The sequence below is a fragment of the Rhodococcus sp. NPDC058639 genome (assembly GCF_042717545.1).
Classification (GTDB): Bacteria; Actinomycetota; Actinomycetes; order Mycobacteriales; family Mycobacteriaceae; genus Rhodococcus.
Genome location: NZ_JBHXRF010000008.1, coordinates 147,992 through 172,135 on the forward strand (window position 1 = coordinate 147,992; position 24,144 = coordinate 172,135).

Sequence of the window (24,144 nt, forward strand, 5' to 3'; positions counted from 1 at the left end):
CGGATCATCACCCGTTGGGCATCAGGAACAGAAGCGGTCCGAACGCAACGAACGCGCCCACCGCCAGAGCGATGAGCTGGCTGGCGATGTCGTCGGTCCGGCGCAGAATCCGCACCAGCGCGACCAGACCCACGATCACCACCAACGCGAGCCCGAATGCCACCCACGGCATCATGTCCCAGAGCTTCTCGAAACCCTTGAACAACAGTGCTCCGGCGGCGACCGCAGCAACGCTTTCCGTGATCAGCAGGGCCCATTGCTTGAGGCTGCTGCCGCCGGACTCGTCGTCTGCACCGTCCCGTGAGGCGTCGTCGTCCGTCCGGTCGTCCCGGGAGGTGCGCTCACGTGCCCGCTCGTCCGCGTCGGACGGGTTCGCCGGGGCAACCTTTCGGGGGGATGCCTTTTCGGTGCCGTCGTCGGTGTTCTTCCGGCGACGCTTGCCACGCGCGGGAGCGTCGGCACCCTCGCCGGTCGCGGAGGCCGGCGCGCCCTTGCGCGCGTCCCCGACCGGCTCGGCGAAGCCGTAGGTGTCGGTCGGGTCGTTCTCGTCCTCGGTGCCGGTGCCTTGCAGGTCGCTGGCGGGACCGGAGAGCAGTCGCGGCTCGGCGACGTCCCCACCCCTCGGCGTCGGCACGGGCGCACTCTGGGTGTCCGGTGCCGAGATGCCCAGGTGCGCGCGGGCACGGCGCGGAAGTGCGGCAGGCCGGATCACTTCTGTAGGCGACTCGACCTTCGGCGCTTCCCGCACCGCGGCTGCCGACGGCGCCGAGCCGCGGGAGCCGGACGTCGCGCCTCGCGGGGCGGAGGTCGAACGGGAAGCAATGGTGGGCTTGGCTCCGACGCCACTCTTGGGTGTCACGGTGGGCGAGCCGAATTCGGGGCGCGCGGTCACGGTGGTCAGCTCCGTCGCCGACGGCGGTGCGGGGGTGACGAGTTCGGGCACTTCCACCTGGGGAGTGACCGGCAGGACGGGCTCGACGCGCGGAGTTTCGGGAACGACGAATTCCACCCGGGGGACGGACGGCGCCACCGGCTCGACCTTCGGCACCTGTGGAGCCGGGTCGGCCGATCGTGTCCCGGCGGACGCGGAGTCGTCGGCCCGCGTGATGGGGATTTCGCCGGTCAACTCGGCGACGGAGATTCCGCCGCTCGTGCCACGCCGACGGCGTCCACCACTACGCGAGTTCACCTTCTGGCCGTTACGGGCCAGCAGTTCGGCAACGGAGACCTGCCCCGTGTCGTTTCTCCGATTCTCGGTCATCCGGCAGTCACCACCAGTTCGCCCCCCATGTCGGTATCGAGCTTCCGCAGAATCAGGCCTTCGCGCAATGCCCACGGGCAGATCTGCAATGTTTCCACGCCGAGTGCTCTCATGCTGGCCTCGGCGACCAGCGCTCCCGCGACGAGTTGCTGGGACCGATCCGCGCTCACACCCTCGAGTTCGGCGCGGTCGGCTGTGGTCATCCGGGAGATGAACGCGATGAGCTGCCGTAGGCCGCTCGCGGTCAGTGTGCGCTGCACCCGCATACCCGCCGACGACGGCGCAGCCCCGGTGAGCCGCGCGAGCGTCCGGAACGTCTTCGAGGTGCCGACGCACAGGTCGGGATCGCCGGCGTGGCGCAGGTGCTTGGTGGGCTGGACGAGTTCGGCGTCGAGCCAGTCGCGGAGCGCGGCGATCCGTCGCTTGCCGGGCGGATCCTCGCGGAACCAGTCACGGGTGAGGCGCCCGGCGCCCATCTGGAGCGAATACGCCACGTCCGGGTCCTCGTCCCCACCGAACGACAGCTCGAGCGAGCCGCCGCCGATGTCGAGGTTCAGGATGCGGCCGGCGCTCCACCCGTACCAGCGCCGCACCGCGAGAAAGGTGAGCCGCGCTTCTTGTTCGCCCGACAGCACGTCGAGAGAAACCCCGGTTTCGCCGCGCACGCGGTCCAGCACGTCGTCGGAGTTTCCGGCGTCGCGCACCGCCGAGGTGGCGAACGCCATGAGCTCGCCGCACCCCGAGGTCCGGGCGATGCTTGCGAACTCGGCGACCGTCTCCACCAGCCGATCGGCACCCCGGGTGGTGATGTCGCCTTGGTCGTTCATGTTCTCCGACAACTGCAGTGTCGCCTTGGTCGAACTCATGGGTGTGGGATGGCCGCCACGATGGGCGTCCACCACTAGTAGGTGAACGGTATTGCTTCCGACGTCGAGTACCCCTAAGCGCACATCAACACGTTACTGGGTCTACCGTCGAGACCTGTGACAGCAGGTATGCCCGGCGCCCTACGCAAGCTCGATCCGGCCCCGGAGGTTCCCCTCGATTTCCCGCGGGAGTGGGTCGAGTTCTACGACCCCGACAACGACGACCACCTCATCGCAGCAGACATGACCTGGTTGCTGTCCCGATGGACGTGCGTCTTCGGCACACCTGCCTGCCAGGGGATCATCGCCGAGCGCCCGGACGACGGGTGCTGCTCGCACGGCGCGTTCATGTCCGACGAGGACGACCGCGTCAAGCTGGTGAAGGCAGTGAAACATCTCACGCCCGACGACTGGCAGTTCATGGACAAAGGGCTCGGCAAGAAGGGCTTCCTCGAAGAGGACGAACTCGAGGACGAACCTGCGCTCCGGACTCGCCGGTACAAGGGCGCGTGCATCTTCCTCAACCGGCCCGGCTTCGAGGGTGGAGTCGGGTGCGCGTTGCACAAGATGGCCCTGCGGCGCGGGATCGAACCGCTCGAGATGAAGCCGGACGTGTGCTGGCAGCTCCCGATCCGGCGCACCCAGGACTGGATCGAGCGTCCCGACGGAACCGACGTCCTGCGGACCGTCATCACCGAGTACGACCGGCGTGGCTGGGGCGAGGGCGGGCACGACCTCGACTGGTACTGCTCCGGCTCCCCCGACGCCCACGTCGGCGAACGTCCGGTGTGGCAGTCCTATGCGCCCGAGCTCACCGAACTCCTCGGTGCGGCCGCCTACGACGAGCTGGCACGTCTGTGCCGGCGACGTCAGGGTCTGGGACTCGTCGCAGTCCACCCCGCGACGACCGCCGCGCACAACCATTCCTGACGGCGTGCGGGGTGCTCGTCACTCCTCAAGCTTGTAGCCGAGTCCGCGAACCGTGAGCAGGTGCTGGGGCCGCGCAGGGTCGGCTTCGATCTTCGACCGCAGACGCTTGACGTGGACGTCGAGCGTCTTGGTGTCGCCTACGTAGTCGGCGCCCCACACCCGGTCGATGAGCTGCCCCCGGGTGAGCACCCTGCCCGAGTTTCGCAACAGGTATTCGAGGAGGTCGAATTCCTTGAGCGGCAACGATATCGGCTCGCCGTTGACCTGCACGACGTGGCGGTCGACGTCCATGCGCACCGGTCCTGCCTCGAGCACTCCGTCGGGCTGTCCACTCTCGACCTCGGCCTCGGCGCCCCGCCGCAGGACCGCTCTGATCCGGGCGATCAACTCGCGGGCCGAATACGGCTTGGTGACGTAGTCGTCGGCTCCGAGTTCGAGACCGACGACCTTGTCGATTTCGCTGTCGCGAGCGGTCACCATGATCACCGGGACGCCGGAGCGACTGCGCAATTGCTTGCACACGTCCGTGCCGCTCATGCCGGGCAGCATCAGGTCCAGCAGGACGATGTCCGCCCCCGCGCGATCGAATTCCGCGAGTGCGGAAGGCCCGTCGCCCACGATCGTCGCCTCGAATCCTTCCTTGCGCAGCAGGAAGGCGAGTGGATCCGCCAGCGATTCCTCGTCCTCGACGATCAGCACACGCGTCACTGCCTGGTCCTCCGTACGTTCCGTTGGGGCCACCCGGGTTCCCGGGTGGCGTTGTACGTCACTGGCCGACTCCACTTTCTCGGTCCGCCATCGAATCCTCGTCGTCGTCCCCCTCCACGTGGGCGGGGATGAGCAGGGTGAAGGTCGACCCCGTGCCGGGCTTGCTCCACAGGGTGATCTCGCCGTTGTGGTTCGCGGCGACGTGCTTGACGATCGCGAGACCCAGACCGGTGCCGCCTGTGGCGCGCGACCGGGCCTTGTCGACCCGGAAGAATCGTTCGAACACGCGCTCCTGGTAGTCCTTCTCGATGCCGATTCCGCGGTCGGTGACCGCGATGGCGACCTTCCCGTCGCGCAGCGAACGGCTCACCGACACGGGCGAGCCCGGCGGCGAGTAGGCGATCGCATTCGCGATGAGATTGGTCAGCGCGGTGACGAGGAGAGTCCGGTCGCCGAGCACCTCGTATCCGGAGGGCTTGTCGGTGGTGATGTCGATGTCGGCGTTCTCTGCGGTCAGACGGGTGCGCGCGAGAGACTCCTCGATGACCGTGTCGACATCGACGACCTCGAGGTCCGGGAGTTTCTCGGCGCCCTGCAGCTTCGACAGGGCGATCAGTTCGGTGACCAGGTTGCCGAGGCGGATCGCCTCGCTCTGTACCCGCCGGCCGAAATGCCGGACACTGTCCGGGTCGTCGGCGGATTCGAGCAGAGCCTCGGCCAGGAGTCCCATCGCCCCGACCGGCGTCTTCAGCTCGTGGCTCACGTTGGCGACGAAGTCACGGCGGGTCGCTTCCATGCGCACGTGCTCGGAGTCGTCGTATGCGTAGAGGACGACGAACCGGGGGTCGTCGTCGAGGAGTATCCGTGCCGCGCAGCGCACTGCGATGTGGTCGCGGCCGTGGGGAGTTTTGGGACCGAGGTCGAGTTCGAGGGGCGCACCCGTCTCGAGGACCCGGGTGGCCACCGCCCATGCGCGATCTTCGATGAGGCGGTTGCGGACGAGCCCGAGTTCTTCTGCGCGGGGATTGAACAGGATCACGTCGTGGAATTTGTCCACGACGGCGATACCGGTCGCGGACCCGTAGACCACGCGATCGAGAACATCCGCCATGGTGGGACCCGCGTCGTCGCGCTCGGCGGCGCGGCGCCGCCGGGTCGATCGCGACACCGCCAGGGCGAGAACGGCGCCGAGGACCGCGGCAACGATTGCCAGCAGGACCGCCTGCGTAACACTCACGATGAGAATCGTAGTGACACCGGCACGGCGGACGACACCGGGTCAGTGACGTTCATTGCACGTCACACCCTTTTTTGCGGGCATTGTCCGGTTGTTCGTCCACCGTTCACCGTGCCCGCACGAGAGGTTTCGCGCGGGCACGGCGCCGGCATTATTTCTTCGCGCCCTGGTTGGCGACTGCCGCGGCACCGGCAGCGGCGGCCTCGGGGTCGAGGTAGGTACCACCCGGGTTGAGGGGGCGGAGGTTCTCGTCCAGGTCGTAGCGGAGCGGGATGCCGGTGGGGATGTTCAGGCCCGCGATGTCCTGATCGGAAATACCGTCGAGGTGCTTGACGAGCGCACGCAGCGAGTTGCCGTGCGCGGTGACCAGCACCGTCTTTCCGGCGAGCAGGTCCTGCGAGATCGTCGACTCCCAGTACGGGATGAACCGCTCGACGACATCCTTCAGGCACTCGGTCAGCGGAACCTCGTCGAGATTCGCGTACCGGACGTCGGTGTCCTGGCTGTACTTCGAGCCCGGCTCGATCGGCGGCGGCGGCGTGTCGTAGCTGCGGCGCCACAGCATGAACTGCTCTTCACCGAACTCGTCCTTGATCTCGGACTTGTTCTTGCCCTGCAACGCGCCGTAATGACGCTCGTTGAGTCGCCAGTCCCGGACGACGGGGATCCAGTGCCGGTCCGCAACGTCGAGGGCGAAGTTCGCGGTGCTGATCGCACGGCGCAGCAGCGACGTGTAGACGATGTCGGGCAGGACACCCTGTTCCGCGAGCAGCGCGCCGGCACGCTTGCCCTCGGCGACGCCCTTGTCGGTGAGGTGCACGTCCACCCAGCCGGTGAAGAGGTTCATCGCGTTCCATTCGCTCTCGCCGTGGCGGAGCAGGACCAGTGTTCCGATACTCATGGTCCAATCCTGACACGGTGCGACGTCGATTTCGCCCACGGGAGGGGCAATCATCGGCCATATTTGACAACGTGCGTTGCCATTCTCGTCACGGGAACGCACCGCACGGCTGTCGCCGTCGTCGCCGAACTGGGGGGTTCCATGTCCGACGCACGCCTGTCCCGTCGCTCCGTCCTCACCGCATTGGGCGCACTCGGCGCCGCCGCCGCGCTCCCGTCCGCCGCCGGGGCCGGACCACCGCCTGCGGGGGCGACCCATCCGGTGCGGAGGGCGCCCGCGGTCCATTCGACCGGCCGTCGCGTCGCGATCCTCGGCGGCGGAATGGCCGGGCTCACCGCCGCACACGAACTCGTCGAGCGTGGATTCGACGTGACCGTCTACGAACCGACGGCACTGGGCGGCAAGGCGCGCAGCATCCCGTCCCCCGGCACCGGCAGCGGCGGCCGCCTCGACCTGCCGGGAGAGCACGGGTTCCGCTTCTTCCCCGGCTTCTATCAGCACATCCCGGAGACGATGCGGCGAATCCCGTTTCCCGGCAACCCGAACGGGGTCTTCGACAACCTCGTGTCGGGGCCGGCCTTCCGGATGTCGATGCCGGAAGGCCCGGACCTCACCGCACCCGCTTCGATCAGCCCACTGCGACTCGACGTCTACGATCTCGACTCACTGCAGCAGTCGCTCGGTGCCGCATTCTCCCTCGGCGGTGCCATTCCCCCGCACGAACTCGCGCTCTTCTCACGCAAACTCGTGATGTTCCTGACCAGTTGCCTCGAACGCCGCAACGACGAGTGGGAACACCAGACCTGGTCGCAGACCCTGGAAGCCGACGGCAAGTCGCAGGGCTACCGCGACATCCTCGTCTCCGCGCTGACGCGGCAACTCGTCGCGGCCCGACCGCAGACGGTGTCCACCCGCACGATCGGCATCATGGGCCAGGCGTTCGTCTGGAACGCGCTGGGGACCGTACCGTCCTACGGGCACCTCGACCGTCTGCTCTCGGCACCGACGAACGAAGCCTGGATCGACCCGTGGGCAGCGCTCCTGCGCGAGCGCGGAGTGAAATTCGAAATGGGCTGGCGCGCAGAACAGTTCGACCTTTCCGGCGGCAGGGTCACTGCGGCCCGGGTTGCGCACTCCTCGGGAAATCGTGCCGTCGCCGACGCCGACTGGTTCGTCGCGGCGATGCCGGTCGAGCGCGCGGTGCCGCTGTGGTCTCCGGCCATCCTCGACGCCGATCCCCGCCTCGAACTCATGCGCCACCTCACGACGGACTGGATGGTCGGCATCCAGTACTTCCTGCGTGCACCCACCCGGATCGCGCAGGGGCACGTGGCCTATCTCCGCACCCCGTGGGCACTCACCTCGATCAGCCAGGCGCAGTTCTGGCGAGGGGATTTCGCCGCGCGATACGGCGACGGGAGCGCCCACGACTGCCTGTCCGTCGACATCTCCGACTGGGACACTCCCGGAATCCTCTACGGGAAAACCGCCAAGGAGTGCAGCCCCGAAGAGATCGCCCGCGAGACGTGGGTGCAGATGCAGCGCTGCCTCAACGACGTCGGCGAACCCGTGCTCCGCGACGACGACCTCGTCTCGTGGTTTCTCGATCCGGGGGTCCGCTGGAACGCCGCGAGCGGACGCAACACCAACGACACGCCGCTGCTCATCAACACCGCCGGGTCGTGGAAGAACAGGCCGGACGCCCACACGGCGATTCCCAACCTGTTTCTCGCCGGCGACTACGTGCGGACCGACATCGACCTGGCCACCATGGAGTCCGCGAACGAGTCCGCGCGCGCCGCCGTCTCGGCCATGCTCGTCGCCTCGGGATCCACGGCACAGCCCCCGGCCATGCACCGCCTGCACGAACCTCCGGAACTCGAGCCGTTCCGCCGCGTCGATGCGGACCGCTTTCACGCCGGGTTGCCGCACATCCTCGCGGGGTGACGGAGGTCGTCGGACAGGATCCGGACGCGGAGGCGACGGGTCGCACTCGCGTCCGGATCCTGTCCCGTTCCGGTCCCTACGCGGACGGGGTGCGCAGATCCTTGCGGAGAATCTTGCCCGCAGCAGATTTCGGCACCAGGTCGATGAACTGCACCTGCCGGACCTTCTTGTGCGGAGACACGCGCTCGGCGACGAACTCGATCACGTCCTGCTCGGTCAGGGACGAATCGGGCTGCCGCACAACGAACGCCTTCGGAATCTCTTCGCCCTCGTCGTCGGTGACACCGATCACGGCAGCATCCGCGATCTGCGGATGGGTGAGCAGCAGCGCCTCGAGTTCGGCGGGCGGTACCTGATAGCCCTTGTACTTGATGAGTTCTTTCAGCCGGTCGACGATCCTGACGGCTCCCTGCGCATCCACGGTCGCGATGTCCCCGGTGTGCAGGTAACCGTCCGCGTCGAGAGTCTCGGCGGTCGCCTCGTCGTTCTTCAGGTATCCGGCCATGATGTTGGGGCCCTTGCACCACAGTTCGCCCGGCTCGGAGACTCCTTCGCCGGTGGGGTATTCGACTTCCTCACCGGTTACGGGATCGACGATCTTGCATTCCATGTTGGCAACCGCCGGTCCGACAGAATCCAGTTCGGTGTCGTTGTCCGAGAACGGGATTGCGTGTGACACCGGGCTCATCTCGGACATTCCGTAACCCTGCCGGACGTTGCAGCCGAGCCGCGCAGCGACCGCACCACCCAGTGCCTTGTCGAGCGGCGCCGCGCCCGAGAACACGGTGTGGATACTCGAAAGGTCGTACTGATCCACCAGCGGATGCTTCGCGAGCGCCACCGCGACCGGCGGGGCGATGAACACGTAAGTGCATTTGCGCTCGGCGATGAAACCGAGGAACTGGACCAGGTCGAACTTCGGCATCGTCACCAGCGCTGCCCGATTCGACAAGGCCGCATTGAGGAGCACGGTCATGCCGTAGATATGGAAGAACGGCAGCACCGCCAGCACCCTGTCCTGCGCCCCGATTCCCATGCGCGGATTGATCTGGCACACATTGGCGACGAGGTTGCGATGTGTCAGCATCACGCCCTTGGGGCGGCCGGTGGTGCCGGAGGAATACGGCAGCACCGCAAGATGCGTCGCCGGGTCGAAGCTCACGTCGGGAGCCGCAGCGCGCTCGGCGAGCAGGTCCCTGAGCGACGGATGCCCCTCTGCGCCATCGAGAACGATGAGCATGTCGTCGGGGATTCCCACAGCCTTCGCCGCTTCCGCGGCCTGCGGCAGGAGCGGCGAGACCGTCACAAGAGCCTTGGCCTCGGAGTCTTCGAGTTGCTTGACGATGTCCGCGGCGGTGTACAGCGCGTTGATCGTGGTGGCGGTCGCACCGGCACGCAGGATGCCGTGGAATACGGCCGCGAACGCCGGAACATTGGGTGAGAGCAGACCCACGACGTCTCCGACCGCGATACCCCGGGCGGCGAGCGCGCCGGCGACCCCGTCAACCTGGCCGACGAGGGTGCGATAGTCGGTCACGGCCCCGGACGGGCCGTCGATCAGCGCCGGCCGATCGAGATCGGCCTCGTCGATGGACCCGAAGAGGAAGTCGTAGACGCTCAGGTCGGGTATCTCGACATCGGGAAAAGGGCTGCGGAAACTCATCTGTTCTCCTCCGAGCGGATCTCGAGGGCACGCGGGTGCCGTACGGTCGGGGCAACGATACCGCACGACTGTGAGGGACCTCACAGCACGATCGTGCCCCTGATCACCGGAAGAGCCGAGGGCTGTAAAAGGACGAAAAGCCCTGCACGCGAACGATCTCGCGTGCAGGGCTGGTCACAACCGAGGTTGTGCGCTCTCGATCCGAGGATCAGAGGTACTGGCCGCAGGTCGGCCATGCGCCCGGACCCTGGCCCGCAAGCACGTTCTCCGCGACCCGGATCTGCTCCTCGCGAGACGCGTTGTGCGCGTAGCCCGTACCTCCGTAGGCCTCCCAGGTGCTCTGCGAGAACTGCAGACCGCCGTAGTAGCCGTTTCCGGTGTTGATCGCCCAGTTTCCACCGCTCTCGCACTGCGCGACGGCATCCCAGTTACCGGAGGCTGCGTTCGCCGTTCCGGTGCCCAAGGCGAAGGGGGTGGCGACGAGTGCTGCGGTGGCAGCAACGGTACCGAGGGTGCGCTTGATGTCGAACTTGGCCATGTGAAGTGAATCCTCTCCTGGCGTTGCTCGCGAGACGGAATATGCCGGGCGATCCGGTCGGTCGGTGCCGCTCCGGTGATCGCGTGTCTCGCTCTGCCCTGAGCTTGTGAATCCGAACAACCCGCGGGGCAAAAGCGGCGGCGGGGCCGGTACGTAAACGCCCGTTGATTTCGGGCCAACAACGACGGTAAGCGCTGATCACTTATCGGTCACGGACCACTTTTCCTGCACGGGCGTCCAGGAAATTCGGACACAGGAGGGTAACTTTCCAGGTCGAGCGAAAAACTGCGCCGCCCGGAGATGCAGCTCGAGCCGCTGTTATGTGAGCAGCGTCACAGAACGGACCATCGCACGCCTCGCAAACCGGGCATGGATCACGGCTCGGTGGAGTCGGTTCCGGCCTCGTTGTTGCGCGGTGCGGGGTCGAAGGGAGTACCGGTCTGCTCCTCGATCAGGTGCCGGAAAGGCTCCAGATTGCGCAATGGTTCACCGCGCGAGACGCGCCACTCCCACTCCCGCTTGATCGACGAGACGAAACCGAGACCCACGATGATGTTGAAGTCGTAGTCCGCGGCTTCGAGGACCTGCCCGAGTACCGCGTCGAGCTCGTCGGGGGTCACGGCGTGCTCGGCGATCCTCCCGACGAGGTAGATGTCGCCCGCCTTGTCGAGCGTGTACGCCACCCCGTAGAGGCGGCGGTTCCGGCGCAGCAGATACCGGAAGACTTCTTCGAAGTTCTCGTCGGGCTTGCGGCAGACGAACGCCTCGACGCGCACACCGTGGTTGCCTGCCGAGAGCAGAACCGTGGTCTTGAGTTTGTTCTCGCCCGGAAGGTCGACGACGACGTGACCGCCTTCTTTGCGGGAGAACTCGATTTCCCGGTCCCGCAAGGTGGATTCGATGCGTTCGATCAACTGGTCGGTCATGCCTTGACTCCCCCGGTGCGCCGCAACTTCCACAGCCCGCGCTGCCGTCGCAGTGCGTGCTCGCTCGTCCCGAACGCCCGGTTGCGTCTCATGCCTGCCTTCCGGTAGCTGTCGATCAATCCTTCTGCCGTGTGTTCCCACGAAAAGCCCTCAGCATGCTTCGGCGCTGCGGCCGCGAGAGTTCGCAACCGCCCGGGGTCGCCCACGAGTGACCGTAGGGCCGTGGCCCAGTCGTCGGTGCGGTGCCCGTCGACGAGCACACCTGTCTGCCCGTCGCGAACCGCGACGCCGAGTCCGCCCACGTTCGCCGCGAGCACCGGAACGCCGCATGCCTGCGCTTCGATGGCCACGAGGCCGAAGGATTCCGAATAGCTCGGCACCGCAACGAGATCCGACGCTCGATACACCTGCGCGAGGCGGTCGGCCGGCTGGGGTGGCAGAAAGGTGACGCGAGAGGAGATGCCCAGTTCGGAGGCGAGCTCGATCAGCGCATCCGGACGTTCCAGCCCGGTACCCGACGGTCCGCCGACGACGAGCACCCGCAGCGGAAGATCCGGGGCGTCGGCGACGGCACGCGCGGCCGCCCGGAGGAGCACATCCGGCGCCTTGAGCGGCTGGATGCGTCCGACGAAGGTCACGACGGTCTCACGAGGATCGAGCCCGAGTTCCGCACGGGCCGCGTCACGGTCGCCGGGTCGGTAGCGCGACAGATCGGCACCCGGAGCCACCACGTCGATCCGCGACGGGTCGGCCCCGTAGATCCGCACGAGCTGGGCCGCTTCGTCGGCGGTGTTCGCGACCATGCGGTCGGCTTCGGCGACAACCTGTTGTTCGCCGATCTGGCGGGCTGCGGGCTCCGGGGTGTCGCCGGCGGCGAGGGAAGCGTTCTTGACCGCTGCCAAGGTGTGCGCCGTGTGGACCAGCGGCACGCCCCACCGGTCGCGCGCGAGCCAGCCCACCTGACCGGAGAGCCAGTAGTGGGAGTGGACGAGGTCGTAGTACCCCTGCGGGTGACGCGCTTCCTCACGCAGCACTCCCGCCGCGAACGCGCACAGCTGGGTGGGCAGGTCATGTTTGTCGAGGCCCTCGAACGGCCCCGCCGCGATGTTGCGGACCAGAACGCCGGGCGCGGCCTGCTGGACGGCAGGATCCGACGACGACGTGGCCCGAGTGAAGATCTCCACCTCGATACCGCGACGCGCAAGCTGGATCGCGGTCTGCAAAACGTATACGTTCATGCCTCCCGCGTCCCCTGTGCCGGGCTGCGCCAGCGGGGAGGTGTGAACCGAGATCACGGCCACGCGTTGCGGACGGCTGGGCTGGGAGGTCACCCCTCCATACTGCCCTGCGGCCGATCGACGCGAGCAGCGACCTCGTGCACACGAGGCGTCGGCGCCCCTCCGGGCACTGCCGCTATCCGGACTGCGCGAACCGCGTGACCTCGTCGACGAACCGGTCCGGATCCTCGACGAACGGTCCGTGGTCGACTCCGTCCCAGATGGAGGTGGTCACGCGCGGCACCAGCGAAGCGACATGATGTGCGGCGGAGACATCGACCACCGAATCGTCCGAACCGTGGAGCACGAGCACCGGCACGTCGAGGTCCGACAGCAGGTCGTCGTTGCTCACCGTCCTGGCGAACAGTGCGGCGCGAACGCGCGGCGGGGTGCTCAGGCTCGCGCCCAACAGGGCTTGCGACGCAACTCCCGTGCCTTCGGCCGTACCGGTCAGCGCGTTCCCGAACGAGCCCAGCACGCTCACCGCTTCGTGCGGGTCCTCCGACATCGCGCCGGGAATCGCAGCACGCATCGAGGGGCCGACCCGCCCGCCTTTCTCGCCTCGGCCGAGGCTCGTGACCGCGCCGACCAAGATGACGGCACCGACGGCAGCGGAACCGTGCGCAGCGAGATAATCGCAGATCACGAGGCCGCCGTAAGACCACCCGAGCAGGACGGCGGGGTTGCGCTCGGACACGCCCTCCGCAGCGAACACCGCATCGACGTCGGCGGCCCAGGCCTTGCTGTCGTCGTAGCCGCTCTCGGGTGCCCCCGAGTATCCGTGGCCGCGAAGGTCCACGGCGATCACCCGGAAGTTCTGGGCGAGCGCGTCGAGGACGCCGTCCCCCCAGCATTTCGAGGACTGCGCCCAGCCGTGCAGGAGCACGAGCGGCGGCGCATCGGCGGGGCCGAACGCGCGGTAGACGAGGGGGGTGCCGTCGGCGCTGAGAACTTCGCGGACTGTCATGCGCGTCACTGTATCCGGGCCCGCAGATAGATCCCCGTGGCGCAGGCCACAGCGATCAGACCTGCGGCGATACCGACTCCGAACCCCGCGGTGACGCCGACGTGATCGATCACCTGGCCGACCGCCGCCGACCCCAGGGCCACGCCGACCCCGAGGCCCGCCACGGTCCACGTGATGCTCTCGGTGAGCTGACGCGCGGGCACGATCTGCTGGGTGAGGGAGGTGGCGACGATCATGGCCGGCGAGATCGCGCAGCCCGCCATCAGATAGAGCACCGCGAGGACGGGAACCGTGCCGGCGAGCAGCAGAGGCCACAGCAGGACGGACAGTGCCGCCGTCGCGATCAGCAACTGCCGTGCCGGCGCGGAATGCGCCACCCGAGACCCGAACACAAGGCCGCTCAGGGCCGAGCCCGTTGCGAACAGCGCGATCACAAAGGTCGCGGCGCCGGGCGCATCCTGCTCGGCGGTGAACGCGACCGCAACGACGTCGATCACAGCGAAGACCACACCGATCGCGACCATCATCGCGATGATCGCCAGCAACGCGGGCAAGCGGAGCAGCTTGACGCCGGGCGTGTCCGACCGGTGCCGGTGCACAGGCGGTTCGGTCTTCCGCAACCCCGCGAGGGTGAAGGTACCGACGAGCAGCAGGACCGCAGCGAGCAGCGGACCGGCTTCGGGGAACACCGCCACCCCGAGCCCCACCGACAGCACCGGGCCGACGATGAAACACACCTCGTCGATCACCGCCTCGAGCGCGAACGCCGTCCGGAGCTTGGCCGTACCGCCGTACAACTCGGTCCATCGCGCGCGGACCATCGCGCCGATCGTGGGCATCAGACCGGCGGGGAGCGCACACACGAACAGCAACGCGACGGGCGCCTCGAAGCGGACGCCCGCGAGCATCGCGATGATCGCCGTGGCGCTGACGACCGCGGCGGCGGGCAGTACCCGGCGTTGCCCGTGCCGGTCCACGGCCCGCGACACCAGCGGTGTGAACAACGCGTACGACAAGGCGAACACCGCGGACAACGCGCCGCCGAGTCCGTAGTTGCCTCGCAGCTGCGAAAACATGGTGACGATTCCGATTCCGACCATTGCGATCGGCAACCGCGCCACGAATCCGGCTGCGCAGAACGCCACCGATCCCGGCGCGGTGAACAACTCGCGGTACGAGCCGCCCAGCCTCTGTGACACGTGTGCTCTCGTTCTCTTCGCCGTCCCGGGTCGCCTCCGGCCCGGGGTAACCCCACGGAACAGTTTTCCGTGCCAGCATTCACGGTATGGGCGTCCTCTTATGCTTTCACGCGCACCCCGACGACGAGGTGTTCACCACAGGCGGTGTGATGCGGCTGGCAGCCGATGCCGGGCACCGGGTCGTACTCGTCGTTGCCACCGACGGTGCACAAGGCGAGCACCCGGACGGACTGCTTACCCCCGGGGAGAGCCTCGCCGAGCGACGGATCCGCGAAGTCGAGCGTTCCGCCGATGCTCTCGGGGTGTCGCGGCTGGTCACTTTCGGGTACGCGGACTCGGGGATGGCGGGCACACCGGCCAACAATGCCCCCGGCGCGTTCGCTCGTGTCGACGTCGACGAGGCGGCGGCGCGCCTCGCAGCCGTGATCGAAGAGGAGCGTGCCGACGTGGTGACGATCTACGACCCGAACGGTGGGTACGGGCACCCCGATCACGTTCAGGTACACCGCGTCGGTGTCCGAGCGGAGGCGCAGACGGGGCACGACGCCGTGTTCGAGTCGTCCATGAACCGTGACCACCTGAAGCGGCTGTTCGCGACGATCCCCGACATGGCGGAGGGCGCGCGGCCACCGGACCTCGACGCATTCGGCCTGCCGGAGAGTGAACTGACCACCGCGGTCGATGTGTCCGCAGCCATCGCCGCCAAACGCGCGGCGATGCACGCGCACGAGTCGCAGATCGGCGATTTCGGCCCCATGCTGGGTATGAGCGACGAAGAATTGAGGGCCGCGTTCGGCACCGAATGGTTCCGGCTGCGGGGGGCGCCGCCCGGTCTCCACGAAACTTCGCTTCCACTCTAGAGATACGACGTGCCGTACCGACGAGAAGGAGAAACGATGGATCATCGAGGACGCCGCGCGACGCGTGAGAGCAACAACAGGTCGTTGCTCGAGCGTTATCGTGCGACCGGCGCAGATCTTCCGTTCGGTAACCCCCTCGTCGCGCACGGCGTCGCGATGGAGGGCTACTTCTGGCGGTTCACGCAGCCCGACACCGGGCGGGTAGTCATCGCACTGTGCGGCGTCAACCGCTCCGACGACGGGCATTGGGCCACTCTGGGCCTCGCCGCGCATCCCAACGGATTCCTGCGTACGACTACGCATCCCGAAGCGGCAGCGGACGTCGCGCAACTGGGAGCGACAGCAGGGTCGGCATTCCGTGGTGACCCCGACCGTGTCCTGATGGACCTCGGTGAGGACGGGCGACTCGACGTCCGGATCGTCCCCACCCTCCCCTGGCCTCGGCGCCGATTCGGTGGGTCGAGCGTGTTCCAGACGGTTCCGGCATTGAACCAGTATTGGCATCCGTGGCTTCTCGGGGCCCGCGCCGAAGGGTACGCGGTGCTCGGGGACGAGAAGTGGGACCTCGACGGCGCACAGGTCTACGGCGAAAAGAACTGGGGTAAAGGCGGTTTCCCCGAATCGTGGTGGTGGGGGCAGGCACAGGGATTCGCCGATCCCGAGGCGTGTGTGGCGTTCGCCGGCGGCCAGGTGCATTCCGGTCCCCTGCGCACCGAGGTGACCGCCGTCGTCGTGGCCCTGCCGGGCGGACCGGTGGTGCGACTGGGCAATCCCGTGACCTCGCCCGTTCGGGCCACCGTCACGGACGAGACCTGGTCGCTGCAGGGACGGAACCGCCGGTGGAGTATCGAGATCGAGGCGACCTCCCCCATCGGATCGGCCCACGTACTTCCGGTTCCGCTGCCCGCCGAGCGGCGCAACGTCCCCGGGGCGATCGAACATCTCGCGGGATCGATGAGTGTCACCGTGCGCGAACGTGGAAAGACCGTATGGTCCGGCGAGTCTCGGCTTGCCGCACTCGAACACGGCGGTCTCGACCGGGCCCGAGCCGAACTGGACCGGCGGGGAGCGGACTCCGCCGCCACGGATGGGCCACCCTTGCTCTGACAGGCCGCGTGCGGACGCGGTTCGGGTTACCCCGCTGCGCGTCGCATCGCGGCGAGCGGGTCGGAGTACAGCGAACTCAGCGACACCACCCCGGCTGCGTGTGCCTGCACCCGGTTTCCGAACCCCGTGATGCGGATGTCCTTGCGGGGCAAGGTCGACAACCGGGTGAATGCATCGGCGACGTGCGGCACCGCGGCCGGGTACTCGGTGAACGCCTGACCACCGAGGATCACGCGATCCGGGTTGAACAGATCCCGGAGCATGCCGACGGTGCGCCCCAGGACGGTGGCCCGCTCGACGAGCAGATCGTGGGCCGGGGCCGACCCTGCTCGCGCGAGGCGATACACGGCCTGGACGGTCGTCTCGTCGCCGTCACCGAGAATCCCGTCGGCGCGCGCCCGCTGTGCGACCGCGTGGTCGCTCACCGTCGCCTCGAGGCAGCCGGTGGCACCGCAGGTGCACGACGCGGACGAGCCGGTGGGCAGGTGCGATATCGACCCGGGCCCGCCCGTCGGCGTGTGTACCTTGCCGTCGAAGGTGATGGCGACACCGGCTGTTTCACGTGCGTAGAAGTACAGGCTCGTGCCCTTGAGGTCGGCGGCGTCGCGGTCACGGGTCAGAAGGAGTTCCGAGGCCGCCATCGCCTCGACGTGTGCCGCGACGGACACCGGCAGACCGAACCCGCCCCCGACAACGGCACCGACCCGCGCACCGGACCACCCCAGGCGGGGATGATCGGCGAGCCCGGTCACCGAATCGACGCGGCCTCCCAGCGCGACGCCGACCCACAGGGGGGTCCGACGGTGCCAGCGGGCGGCAAAAGCTCTGGCGCTGGCCGTGATCGACGCGAGCGCGAGGTTCTGGTCGCCGGTCGGGGTCGGCACCTCGACGGCGCCGATGATGCGACCGCGCAGGTCGCTCGCCACGATGCCCGTGGTCACGGCCCCGATGTGGATGCCGACGGTGAGGTACCGCTCGTGATCGACCTCGACCGGCACCCGGGGGCGGCCGATCGCACCGGATTCGGTGAGGTCGGCGCGTTCGCGGAGCAGGCCCGAGGCGAGGAGCGCCGAGACCTGGCGGTTGACGGTGGCGATGCTCGATCCGGTGACCTTCGCGATGATGTCGCGGGAGATCGGGCCGCGATGGGCGGCGACCCGGAAGACCGAGGCGCCCGTACCGTCGGCGATCTTGAGATCGGGCGGAACGATCCTGACCTGCTGCGAGGTGCGAATCGTAGTGCGGCTGCGGGCCGGTGCGACGGTGCGCGAACCGCTACGTGGTGCGGAAGGGCGCGGGGAGAGAAGTGCGGACGGGGAGAGAGTGGGAGCGCTCACGGCTGTTCCTTGCTGCTGGCCCCGGGCGTGATCGACATCCGGGAAGGGCGAAAGACGAAGGTCGACGCACCGAATACCGACGACGTGTGGCCACGTCCGGTGAAGAGATCCGTGAGAACGGGATCAGAATCGGCGCGGAGTTACTTTCCGCAGCAGCGACAACAGAGTTCGCGCGCCAGAGGCAGCCGTGATCCCAACGCGGCGGTCACGTAAGTGACGCGCGGAGTGGAGGTAGGGCCGACCGACATGGGCCCAAACTTATAACCAGAACGAACCTGTGTCCAGTTGCGCGGCAGGCCAGGGGGTTGGTGCCACCCTCCAGCAGCTCGAGGGCATGATGGTTTCGTGAACTTGCGCTGCGTCGTCCTGGCCGATGAACCTTCGCTGGAGGAGGCCATGTGGGCGATGCCGAGTTCGTGGCCCGAGTTCATGCTCCACGACCCGATCGGCAACGGCTATTACGCGGCGCTCGACCTGTTCGCCGAGCACGTGCTCGTCTGCTTCGACGAAACCGGCGATGTCGTCGCCAAGGCGTTCTCAGTGCCCTTCCACCTCGACGGTGGTGATCTCCCGGCCGACGGCTGGGATGGGGTGGTCCGCCGCGGCCTGGCGGGCCGGCTGCCCGGCGGCCGTGAGCCGAACGCCGTCTCCGCTGTCGAGATCGCGGTCCGGCCGGACATGCAGGGCCACGGCCTCTCCTCCCAGGTGCTGGCAGCGCTGCGCGACAACGCCCGCCGCCTCGGGTACGCCGAGCTGGTGGCACCGGTACGGCCCAGCGGCAAGACCGACCCGCACCAGCCGATGACCGAGCACGCCGCGGCCGTACGCGCCGACGGACTGCCCGCCGACCCGTGGCTACGGGTGCACGTGCGCGCCGGAGGCAGGATCGACCGAGTGGCGTCGCGCTCGATGGTGATCCCAGGGACGCTCGAGGAGTGGCGTGCCTGGACGGGCCTCGCCTTCGACCGGACCTGCCCGGTGGAGGTGCCGGGCGCGCTCACGCCCGTCTACTGCGATGTCGAGAACGGCACGGCGGTCTACGTCGAGCCGAACGTCTGGGTGCGGCACCGCACGGGTGCCTGAGCGGTCGGTTCAGGTCGTTGCCGAGGCGGCGTCCCCGTCCGGGGACCCTGCGGGGTGCACAACATTACGATCGGAGCCATGACCATCTCCCCCGATTCCCGCATCGCCGTCGTCACCGGAGCATCGTCCGGCATCGGTGAGGCCACCGCACGCACACTCGCCGCCCAGGGGTTCCACGTCGTGGTCGGAGCACGCCGGCTCGACCGGCTCGAGCGACTCGCCGACGAAATCGGTGGCACCGCACTCGAACTGGATGTCACCGACGAAGATTCCGTCGACGCGTTCACGACCGTCATTCCCCGTGTCGACGTCCTGATCAACAACGCGGGCGGCGCGAAGGGACTCGCGACGGTCGCCGAAGCCGACGAGGACGACTGGCGCTGGATGTGGGAGACCAACGTCCTCGGCACCCTGCGGATCACCAAGGCGCTCATCCCCAAGCTCATCGCCTCCGGCGACGGACTCATCGTCACCATCACCTCGGTTGCGGCGCTGGAGGCGTACGACAACGGTTCGGGGTACACCACCGCGAAACACGCCCAGGCCGTACTGCACCGGACGCTGCGCGGCGAACTGCTCGGCTTGCCTGTGCGCCTGACCGAGATCGCGCCCGGCGCCGTCGAGACGGAGTTCTCCTTGGTGCGCTTCGAGGGCGACCAGGAGCGTGCCGACAAGGTGTACGAGGGGATCACCCCCCTCGTCGCTCAGGACATCGCCGAGATCATCGGCTTCGTAGCGTCACGACCGTCGCACGTCAATCTCGATCAGATCGTCGTCAAGCCGCGCGACCAGGCGAGCGCAGGACGTTTTCACCGCACCACGGATTAGTCCAGCGAACCGAGTACGTTCAGATCTCACAGCCGACGGTGACGGGTTCGGGGTGCAGGCGCACTCCGAACACGTCCTCGACGCGATCACGGATCTGCCGCGCGAGCGCCAGGAGATCCGCGGTCGTAGCCTCGCCCCGATTGGTCAGTGCGAGAGTGTGTTTCGTCGACAGGCTCACGGGCGACTCCGGCCCGGGAAATCCCTTCGCGAATCCCGCGCGCTCGATGAGCCACGCCGCCGACAGCTTCGTGCCCCCGTCCGCGGGGTACTGCGGAATACGAACGTCCGGTCCGACGCGAGAAGTGATCGCCTCGAGCACTCCGTCGAGGCGATCGTCCGGCACAACCGGATTGGTGAAGAACGACCCTGCACTCCAAGTGTCGGGGTCGGCCGGATCGAGCACCATGCCCTTGCTGCGCCGCAACCCCAGCACGTGGTCGCGGACCTGTGCCGTGGGTCTGCGTTCACCTTGCTCCGCGCCGAGCGCGACCGAGAGTTCGCGGTACCCGAGCGGTGCGCTCATCCCGTCGGCACGCACGTCGAGTTCGATTTCCAGGACGACGGCGTCGTCCGAGTGTTTGAGAATGCTCGTCCGGTAGCCGAGTCCCAGAGCGCCGGGCTCGACCCACCCGGTCTCACCCGTGCGACGGTCGAGCAGCCGCACGCGACGCAGGAGTGAGCCGACCTCCACGCCGTAGGCACCGACGTTCTGCACCGGTGTCGCACCGGCGGAACCGGGAATCCCCGACAGGCACTCGAGCCCGCCCACTCCGGCGGTCACGGCCGCCTCGACCACGGCGTCCCATACGGCCCCGGCGTCCGCGCGCACCACCGAATCGGACACGGTGATCTCGCCGGTCGCGATGCGCACCACGACACCGTCGAAGCCGTCGTCACCGATCACCAGGTTGGAGCCGCCGGCAAGCAGCAGAACAGGCACCTTCTGCTCGTCGAGGAGGCGGATCACCTCCACCAACACGTCCGTGGACGTGCATTCGACGAGGTATTCGGCGGGCCCTCCGAGGCGCAGCGTCGTCAAGGTGGACAGCGGTACATGTTCGGAAATCACGGCCCCCGCGTCGGCGAGCCGTGCCCTGAGTCGTGGATCGAGCACCTGCAAACGGTAGCGTGCCCCGCATGGGCAGCCCTATCGACCACTCTGTGACCTACTCGTCCTCCCCCGCAGCGGTGCACGCGGCGTTCGTCGACCCGCAGTACTGGCACAACCGATTGGCGGAGGTGGGCGGGCCCGGCGCAGCAGTGGAGTCGGTCGAGACCGGCGACGGCACCATCGACCTCACGCTGCAGCAGGCCATTCCGGCCGAGCAACTGCCGAGCGTCGTGACGAGCATCCGGCCGGGCGACCTGGTGATCCACCGCCAGGAGTCGTGGGGTCCGCTCACCGGTGACCGGGCGCAGGGCACGTTCTCCGCAAGGGTCGACGGCATGCCCGGACACGTGGAGGGCACCTTCACCCTCCAGGGCGACGGCAACGAGTCGATGGTCGTGATCGAGGGCCGGGTCGAGGTGAAGATTCCGTTCCTGGGGTCCAAGATCGAAGGTCTCATCGTCGACGAACTCGTCGGCCTGTTCACCGCGGAACAGACCTTCACCGCGTCGTGGCTCGAAGGCGACCGCTCTGCCTGACGGTCCGACCACGATTTCGTCGTAGCCCCGGCCGGGCGGTACCCTGACCTGCCGTGTCCCGGCGTATCGACTACTCTGCCCGCTTCCCGTATCCACCGGAGCGGGTCTACGGGGCGCTCGCCGACCGCGACCACTGGGAAGCGCGCACCCGCGAGATGCGCAAATACTCCGAGAATCACGTCGAGGAATTCGCGGTCTCCGAGAGCGGCATCCACGTCGTGCTGCACCACGTCATCCCACGTGCGGATCTTCCCGATCTTGCCCGGACCGTCATGAAAAAAGACATGGTGATCACCCGGACGGAAAGCTACGGCCCGTTCGGCGAGCGCTCTGCGGGACGCTACGAAGCGTCCGTGCCTGCCGGCCCCGGGCGCCTGACCGGCACGATGGACCTTTTCGGTCATGAGGACGGGACCACCCTGCGCACCACGTCCGAAGCAAAAGTGCATCTGCCGCTCGTCGGCGGAAAACTCGAAGAACTGATCTTGACCAATCTCGTCGAGGTGTTCGCCGTCGAAGCGGCGATTACCGCCGACTGGCTCGGCCGGCAGTAGCCCGGGGGTGCGCGGACAGCGCCCGGTCGGTGTCGTCACTCGCGGCACCACCGGGATCAACAGATTGCGGCGCAGCGACCGCTGGGCGATGCACGACCCCACGGTCGCTCGCGCGCTCGCGGAGGCACCCGATCCCCTGGTGGTCGACCTGGGGTACGGCGCGATGCCCGTCACGACGCTGGAGTTCGCGGCCCGTCTCCGGACGGTGCGCCCCGATCTGCGCATGGTGGGACTCGAAATCGATCCCGACCGGGTGGTACCGGGGCGGGACGGGGTCGAATTCGCGCGTGGCGGGTTCGAACTCGCGGGACTGCGCCCGAACCTCGTGCGTGCATTCAACGTGCTGCGGCAGTATCCGGAAGATGCGGTGGACTCGGCCTGGGCGCAGTTGCGGGCCGGACTTGCCCCCGGCGGGCTACTCATCGACGGAACCTGCGACGAACTCGGCCGCCGTTGCGCGTGGGTGCTGCTCGACGAGGACGGTCCGCTCTCGCTGACCCTGGCGTGGAGTCCCTTCCATGTGTCCACGCCGTCGGATGTCGCCGAACGGCTCCCGAAGGCCTTGATCCACCGGAACATCCAGGGCGAAGGCATCCACGAGTTGTTGCAGGCAGCGGATCGAGCGTGGGCCACGGCCGCTCCGTACGCATCCTTCGGTCCTCGGGTTCGCTGGCGCGCGACGCTGGAGCATCTCCGCGAGCAAGGGGTGCCGGTGCAGGCGCAGCGCCGTCGCATGCGCGATTGTGTGCTGTCGGTGCCGTGGAGTGTGGTGGCCCCCGCGATGGCCGCGGTGTGATCGGGTCCTGCCGGTCAGGTAATCGGGTACTGCCGGTCAGCCGGCGGACAGCAGTGCGAGTGCGATGCGATCGGCCACGGTGGCGGGCTCCCCTGCAACTGCGGCATGCAATTCGTCGGAGTCGACACGCCCGAGCGTGATCGCGTCTCCCACGAGTTCGTCGAGCACTTCCTGCGACACGCCACCTGCAGCGAGGTCCACAGCGGTCCGCGCAGGTGTCGTGACACGGAAACATCCGACGACTTCGCAGTCCCGGTCCGACAGCACCCGATGGTGCAGCGCCAGCCGGTTGCTCGGGACCGTGCGCTGATCCAGCGTGGACAGATGCAGGAAACGTGGCTGCAGGTGCCCCATGCCGTGCAGATCGGCGGCGCTCTGGTGCGAGACGACCGCGGCGCCTTCGTACCAGGCACACCACCGCGCGAATTCGTCGAACTTCGTCTGCGGACTGTCGCTCATGCGAAACAGTTCGGTGTCGATCCGGATCCACAGACCCGCTTCGATGCGCGCCCGGAACCCGTCGGCACCGATACCGTTCCCGGTCGCCTGACGCGCGGTGAAATATCCGGCCTGTGCCACGGCGAGCTGCCGCAACAGGCTGTCGGGATCGACCTGCCCGGATGCGCCGCTCTCTGAATCCGCCCACCCTGTCATGGCCGCCAGCCTACCGAACTCCTGTGGTGCAGCTCACAGATTCGGGCCAACGAGTGTGCGCGTGCTCATAGCTTCCTCAGACTTGTGCTGAACAATCTCGACCATGACGCAAAGGAAGCGCACCCGACTCGTCACGATCGCCGTCGTCCTCGTGGCCGCACTCGTCGCGGTACTCGTGGGCGCCGAGGTCTACGTTCGCAATCGCGCCACGACCTGCCTGGCACAGTCGTTCGAGAGTGAACTCGGTACCGGTGTGGACGTGGACCTGAGCTGGAAACCTGTGCTGCTGCAACTCGTCGACAAGCAGGTTCCGTCCGTCACCCTCGACAGCGACGACACCGCGTTCGGCCCCGCCGAGGAGATGCAGGTGCACGCGGTCGTCCGGAACGTGGACCTGCGAGACTCCGCGGAGGGTGCCGGCACCATCGGAAGTTCCAGCGCCGAAGTCACCTGGCCCACCCGCGGCATCCTCGCGACCGTGCAAGCGCAGTCGGTGGGCGCACTGGTCAGCGATGTCACCGCCGATCCCGGCGCCGGCACGCTGACATTCGTCGTCGGCGGGGACGGTCTCGCCGAATTCACGGTGCGGCCCACCGTGACCGACGGAGCGGTCGCCGTCCAGACGGTCGACGCCTCGGTTCTCGGGTTCGGCTTGCCGACCGCTCTCGTGGACGGAATCGTGGAGATTCTCACCTCGGGGCTGCAGCAGTACCCGCTCGGGATGAAGGCGACCGCGGTGTCCGTCACCGACGCCGGCGTCGAACTCACCCTCGAGGGCGGCCGTTACGTGCTCCCGGAGAACCCGGAAGGAGCGCAGCAGCAGCAGGACCGGGGTTCGTGCGGCGTGCTCGTGTGACA

The 24,144-nt window shown here is 67.9% G+C and carries 24 protein-coding genes; 10 read left to right on the plus strand and 14 right to left on the minus strand.

Going from position 1 to position 24,144, the window contains the following annotated elements; translation table 11 throughout:
* Nucleotides 1-7: 7 nt before the first annotated feature.
* Both ACFWU2_RS17200 and ACFWU2_RS17205 read right to left on the minus strand, forming a co-directional pair.
* Nucleotides 8-1,261 carry a hypothetical protein gene (locus tag ACFWU2_RS17200; RefSeq protein WP_378608314.1) on the minus strand — a complete coding sequence of 418 codons (1,254 nt, stop codon included), beginning with the start codon at nucleotides 1,259-1,261 and terminating at the stop codon, nucleotides 8-10.
* A complete protein-coding gene (locus ACFWU2_RS17205; RefSeq protein ID WP_378608317.1) occupies nucleotides 1,258-2,211 on the minus strand; it encodes a hypothetical protein in 954 nt (317 codons plus the stop codon). The genes ACFWU2_RS17200 and ACFWU2_RS17205 overlap by 4 nt, the downstream gene beginning before the upstream one ends.
* A 45-nt stretch (nucleotides 2,212-2,256) precedes the next feature.
* Between ACFWU2_RS17205 and ACFWU2_RS17210 the strand changes: the two genes are divergently transcribed.
* The gene (locus tag ACFWU2_RS17210; protein WP_378608730.1) at nucleotides 2,257-3,057 is read left to right on the plus strand and encodes a hypothetical protein; all 801 of its coding nucleotides are present in this window, start codon (nucleotides 2,257-2,259) and stop codon (nucleotides 3,055-3,057) included.
* 18 nt (nucleotides 3,058-3,075) lie between these two features.
* Here ACFWU2_RS17210 and ACFWU2_RS17215 read toward each other — a convergent pair whose 3' ends face one another.
* The 3 genes from ACFWU2_RS17215 to ACFWU2_RS17225 all read right to left on the minus strand — a co-directional run bounded on the left by ACFWU2_RS17215 (nucleotide 3,076) and on the right by ACFWU2_RS17225 (nucleotide 5,903).
* The gene (locus ACFWU2_RS17215; RefSeq protein WP_169619400.1) at nucleotides 3,076-3,765 is read right to left on the minus strand and encodes a response regulator transcription factor; all 690 of its coding nucleotides are present in this window, start codon (nucleotides 3,763-3,765) and stop codon (nucleotides 3,076-3,078) included.
* Between the two features lie 58 nt (nucleotides 3,766-3,823).
* On the minus strand, nucleotides 3,824-5,002 hold the full coding sequence (locus ACFWU2_RS17220) for a sensor histidine kinase (protein WP_378608319.1): 1,179 nt from the start codon (nucleotides 5,000-5,002) through the stop codon (nucleotides 3,824-3,826).
* 151 nt (nucleotides 5,003-5,153) lie between these two features.
* On the minus strand, nucleotides 5,154-5,903 hold the full coding sequence (locus ACFWU2_RS17225) for a phosphoglyceromutase (RefSeq protein WP_378608322.1): 750 nt from the start codon (nucleotides 5,901-5,903) through the stop codon (nucleotides 5,154-5,156).
* Between the two features lie 141 nt (nucleotides 5,904-6,044).
* Between ACFWU2_RS17225 and ACFWU2_RS17230 the strand changes: the two genes are divergently transcribed.
* Nucleotides 6,045-7,850 carry an FAD-dependent oxidoreductase gene (locus tag ACFWU2_RS17230; protein ID WP_378608732.1) on the plus strand — a complete coding sequence of 602 codons (1,806 nt, stop codon included), beginning with the start codon at nucleotides 6,045-6,047 and terminating at the stop codon, nucleotides 7,848-7,850.
* Nucleotides 7,851-7,926: 76 nt separating this feature from the next.
* Here ACFWU2_RS17230 and ACFWU2_RS17235 read toward each other — a convergent pair whose 3' ends face one another.
* The 6 genes from ACFWU2_RS17235 to ACFWU2_RS17260 form a co-directional block, all read right to left on the minus strand.
* A complete protein-coding gene (locus ACFWU2_RS17235) occupies nucleotides 7,927-9,513 on the minus strand; it encodes a 4-coumarate--CoA ligase family protein (RefSeq protein WP_378608325.1) in 1,587 nt (528 codons plus the stop codon).
* A 208-nt stretch (nucleotides 9,514-9,721) separates the two neighbouring features.
* A complete protein-coding gene (locus ACFWU2_RS17240; protein WP_378608328.1) occupies nucleotides 9,722-10,051 on the minus strand; it encodes a transglycosylase family protein in 330 nt (109 codons plus the stop codon).
* Nucleotides 10,052-10,425: 374 nt separating this feature from the next.
* A complete protein-coding gene (locus ACFWU2_RS17245; protein ID WP_378608330.1) occupies nucleotides 10,426-10,977 on the minus strand; it encodes a YbjN domain-containing protein in 552 nt (183 codons plus the stop codon).
* Entirely contained in the window at nucleotides 10,974-12,308 is a 1,335-nt protein-coding gene (mshA, locus tag ACFWU2_RS17250; RefSeq protein ID WP_378608333.1) for a D-inositol-3-phosphate glycosyltransferase, read from the minus strand. Before mshA ends, ACFWU2_RS17245 begins: the two co-directional genes overlap by 4 nt.
* An 82-nt stretch (nucleotides 12,309-12,390) precedes the next feature.
* Complete coding sequence (locus ACFWU2_RS17255; RefSeq protein WP_378608336.1) at nucleotides 12,391-13,221, minus strand: alpha/beta fold hydrolase; 831 nt, start codon at nucleotides 13,219-13,221, stop codon at nucleotides 12,391-12,393.
* Between the two features lie 5 nt (nucleotides 13,222-13,226).
* Nucleotides 13,227-14,408, minus strand: coding sequence for an MFS transporter (locus tag ACFWU2_RS17260; RefSeq protein ID WP_378608735.1), 1,182 nt, complete (start codon nucleotides 14,406-14,408; stop codon nucleotides 13,227-13,229).
* A gap of 98 nt (nucleotides 14,409-14,506) precedes the next feature.
* On the opposite strand from ACFWU2_RS17260, the gene ACFWU2_RS17265 reads away from it, so the two are divergent.
* Both ACFWU2_RS17265 and ACFWU2_RS17270 read left to right on the plus strand, forming a co-directional pair.
* Nucleotides 14,507-15,280, plus strand: a complete 774-nt coding sequence (locus ACFWU2_RS17265; protein ID WP_378608339.1) for a PIG-L family deacetylase — start codon at nucleotides 14,507-14,509, stop codon at nucleotides 15,278-15,280.
* Between the two features lie 36 nt (nucleotides 15,281-15,316).
* The gene (locus ACFWU2_RS17270) at nucleotides 15,317-16,387 is read left to right on the plus strand and encodes a tocopherol cyclase family protein (RefSeq protein WP_378608343.1); all 1,071 of its coding nucleotides are present in this window, start codon (nucleotides 15,317-15,319) and stop codon (nucleotides 16,385-16,387) included.
* A 26-nt stretch (nucleotides 16,388-16,413) separates the two neighbouring features.
* Here the strand turns inward: ACFWU2_RS17270 and ACFWU2_RS17275 are convergent, their stop codons facing one another.
* A complete protein-coding gene (locus ACFWU2_RS17275; protein WP_378608345.1) occupies nucleotides 16,414-17,724 on the minus strand; it encodes an ROK family protein in 1,311 nt (436 codons plus the stop codon).
* Nucleotides 17,725-18,069: 345 nt separating this feature from the next.
* Here ACFWU2_RS17275 and ACFWU2_RS17280 point away from each other — a divergent pair, with 345 nt between their 5' ends.
* Complete coding sequence (locus ACFWU2_RS17280) at nucleotides 18,070-18,807, plus strand: hypothetical protein (RefSeq protein ID WP_378608348.1); 738 nt, start codon at nucleotides 18,070-18,072, stop codon at nucleotides 18,805-18,807.
* A 78-nt stretch (nucleotides 18,808-18,885) separates the two neighbouring features.
* Nucleotides 18,886-19,635, plus strand: a complete 750-nt coding sequence (locus ACFWU2_RS17285) for an SDR family NAD(P)-dependent oxidoreductase (RefSeq protein ID WP_378608351.1) — start codon at nucleotides 18,886-18,888, stop codon at nucleotides 19,633-19,635.
* Between the two features lie 19 nt (nucleotides 19,636-19,654).
* Here ACFWU2_RS17285 and ACFWU2_RS17290 read toward each other — a convergent pair whose 3' ends face one another.
* Nucleotides 19,655-20,749, minus strand: coding sequence for a UDP-N-acetylmuramate dehydrogenase (locus ACFWU2_RS17290; RefSeq protein WP_378608354.1), 1,095 nt, complete (start codon nucleotides 20,747-20,749; stop codon nucleotides 19,655-19,657).
* 23 nt (nucleotides 20,750-20,772) lie between these two features.
* Here ACFWU2_RS17290 and ACFWU2_RS17295 point away from each other — a divergent pair, with 23 nt between their 5' ends.
* Genes ACFWU2_RS17295 through ACFWU2_RS17305 form a run of 3 tightly spaced genes read left to right on the plus strand, consistent with a single transcriptional unit; the run spans nucleotide 20,773 to nucleotide 22,632 of the window.
* Nucleotides 20,773-21,282, plus strand: a complete 510-nt coding sequence (locus ACFWU2_RS17295) for a DUF2505 domain-containing protein (RefSeq protein WP_378608357.1) — start codon at nucleotides 20,773-20,775, stop codon at nucleotides 21,280-21,282.
* A 53-nt stretch (nucleotides 21,283-21,335) separates the two neighbouring features.
* Complete coding sequence (locus tag ACFWU2_RS17300; RefSeq protein WP_378608360.1) at nucleotides 21,336-21,836, plus strand: DUF2505 domain-containing protein; 501 nt, start codon at nucleotides 21,336-21,338, stop codon at nucleotides 21,834-21,836.
* A 7-nt stretch (nucleotides 21,837-21,843) separates the two neighbouring features.
* Complete coding sequence (locus ACFWU2_RS17305; protein ID WP_378608362.1) at nucleotides 21,844-22,632, plus strand: class I SAM-dependent methyltransferase; 789 nt, start codon at nucleotides 21,844-21,846, stop codon at nucleotides 22,630-22,632.
* Between the two features lie 36 nt (nucleotides 22,633-22,668).
* Here ACFWU2_RS17305 and ACFWU2_RS17310 read toward each other — a convergent pair whose 3' ends face one another.
* Nucleotides 22,669-23,286, minus strand: coding sequence for a hypothetical protein (locus ACFWU2_RS17310; RefSeq protein WP_378608365.1), 618 nt, complete (start codon nucleotides 23,284-23,286; stop codon nucleotides 22,669-22,671).
* A gap of 103 nt (nucleotides 23,287-23,389) precedes the next feature.
* Here ACFWU2_RS17310 and ACFWU2_RS17315 point away from each other — a divergent pair, with 103 nt between their 5' ends.
* Nucleotides 23,390-24,142 carry a DUF2993 domain-containing protein gene (locus tag ACFWU2_RS17315; RefSeq protein WP_378608368.1) on the plus strand — a complete coding sequence of 251 codons (753 nt, stop codon included), beginning with the start codon at nucleotides 23,390-23,392 and terminating at the stop codon, nucleotides 24,140-24,142.
* Nucleotides 24,143-24,144: the final 2 nt, after the last annotated feature.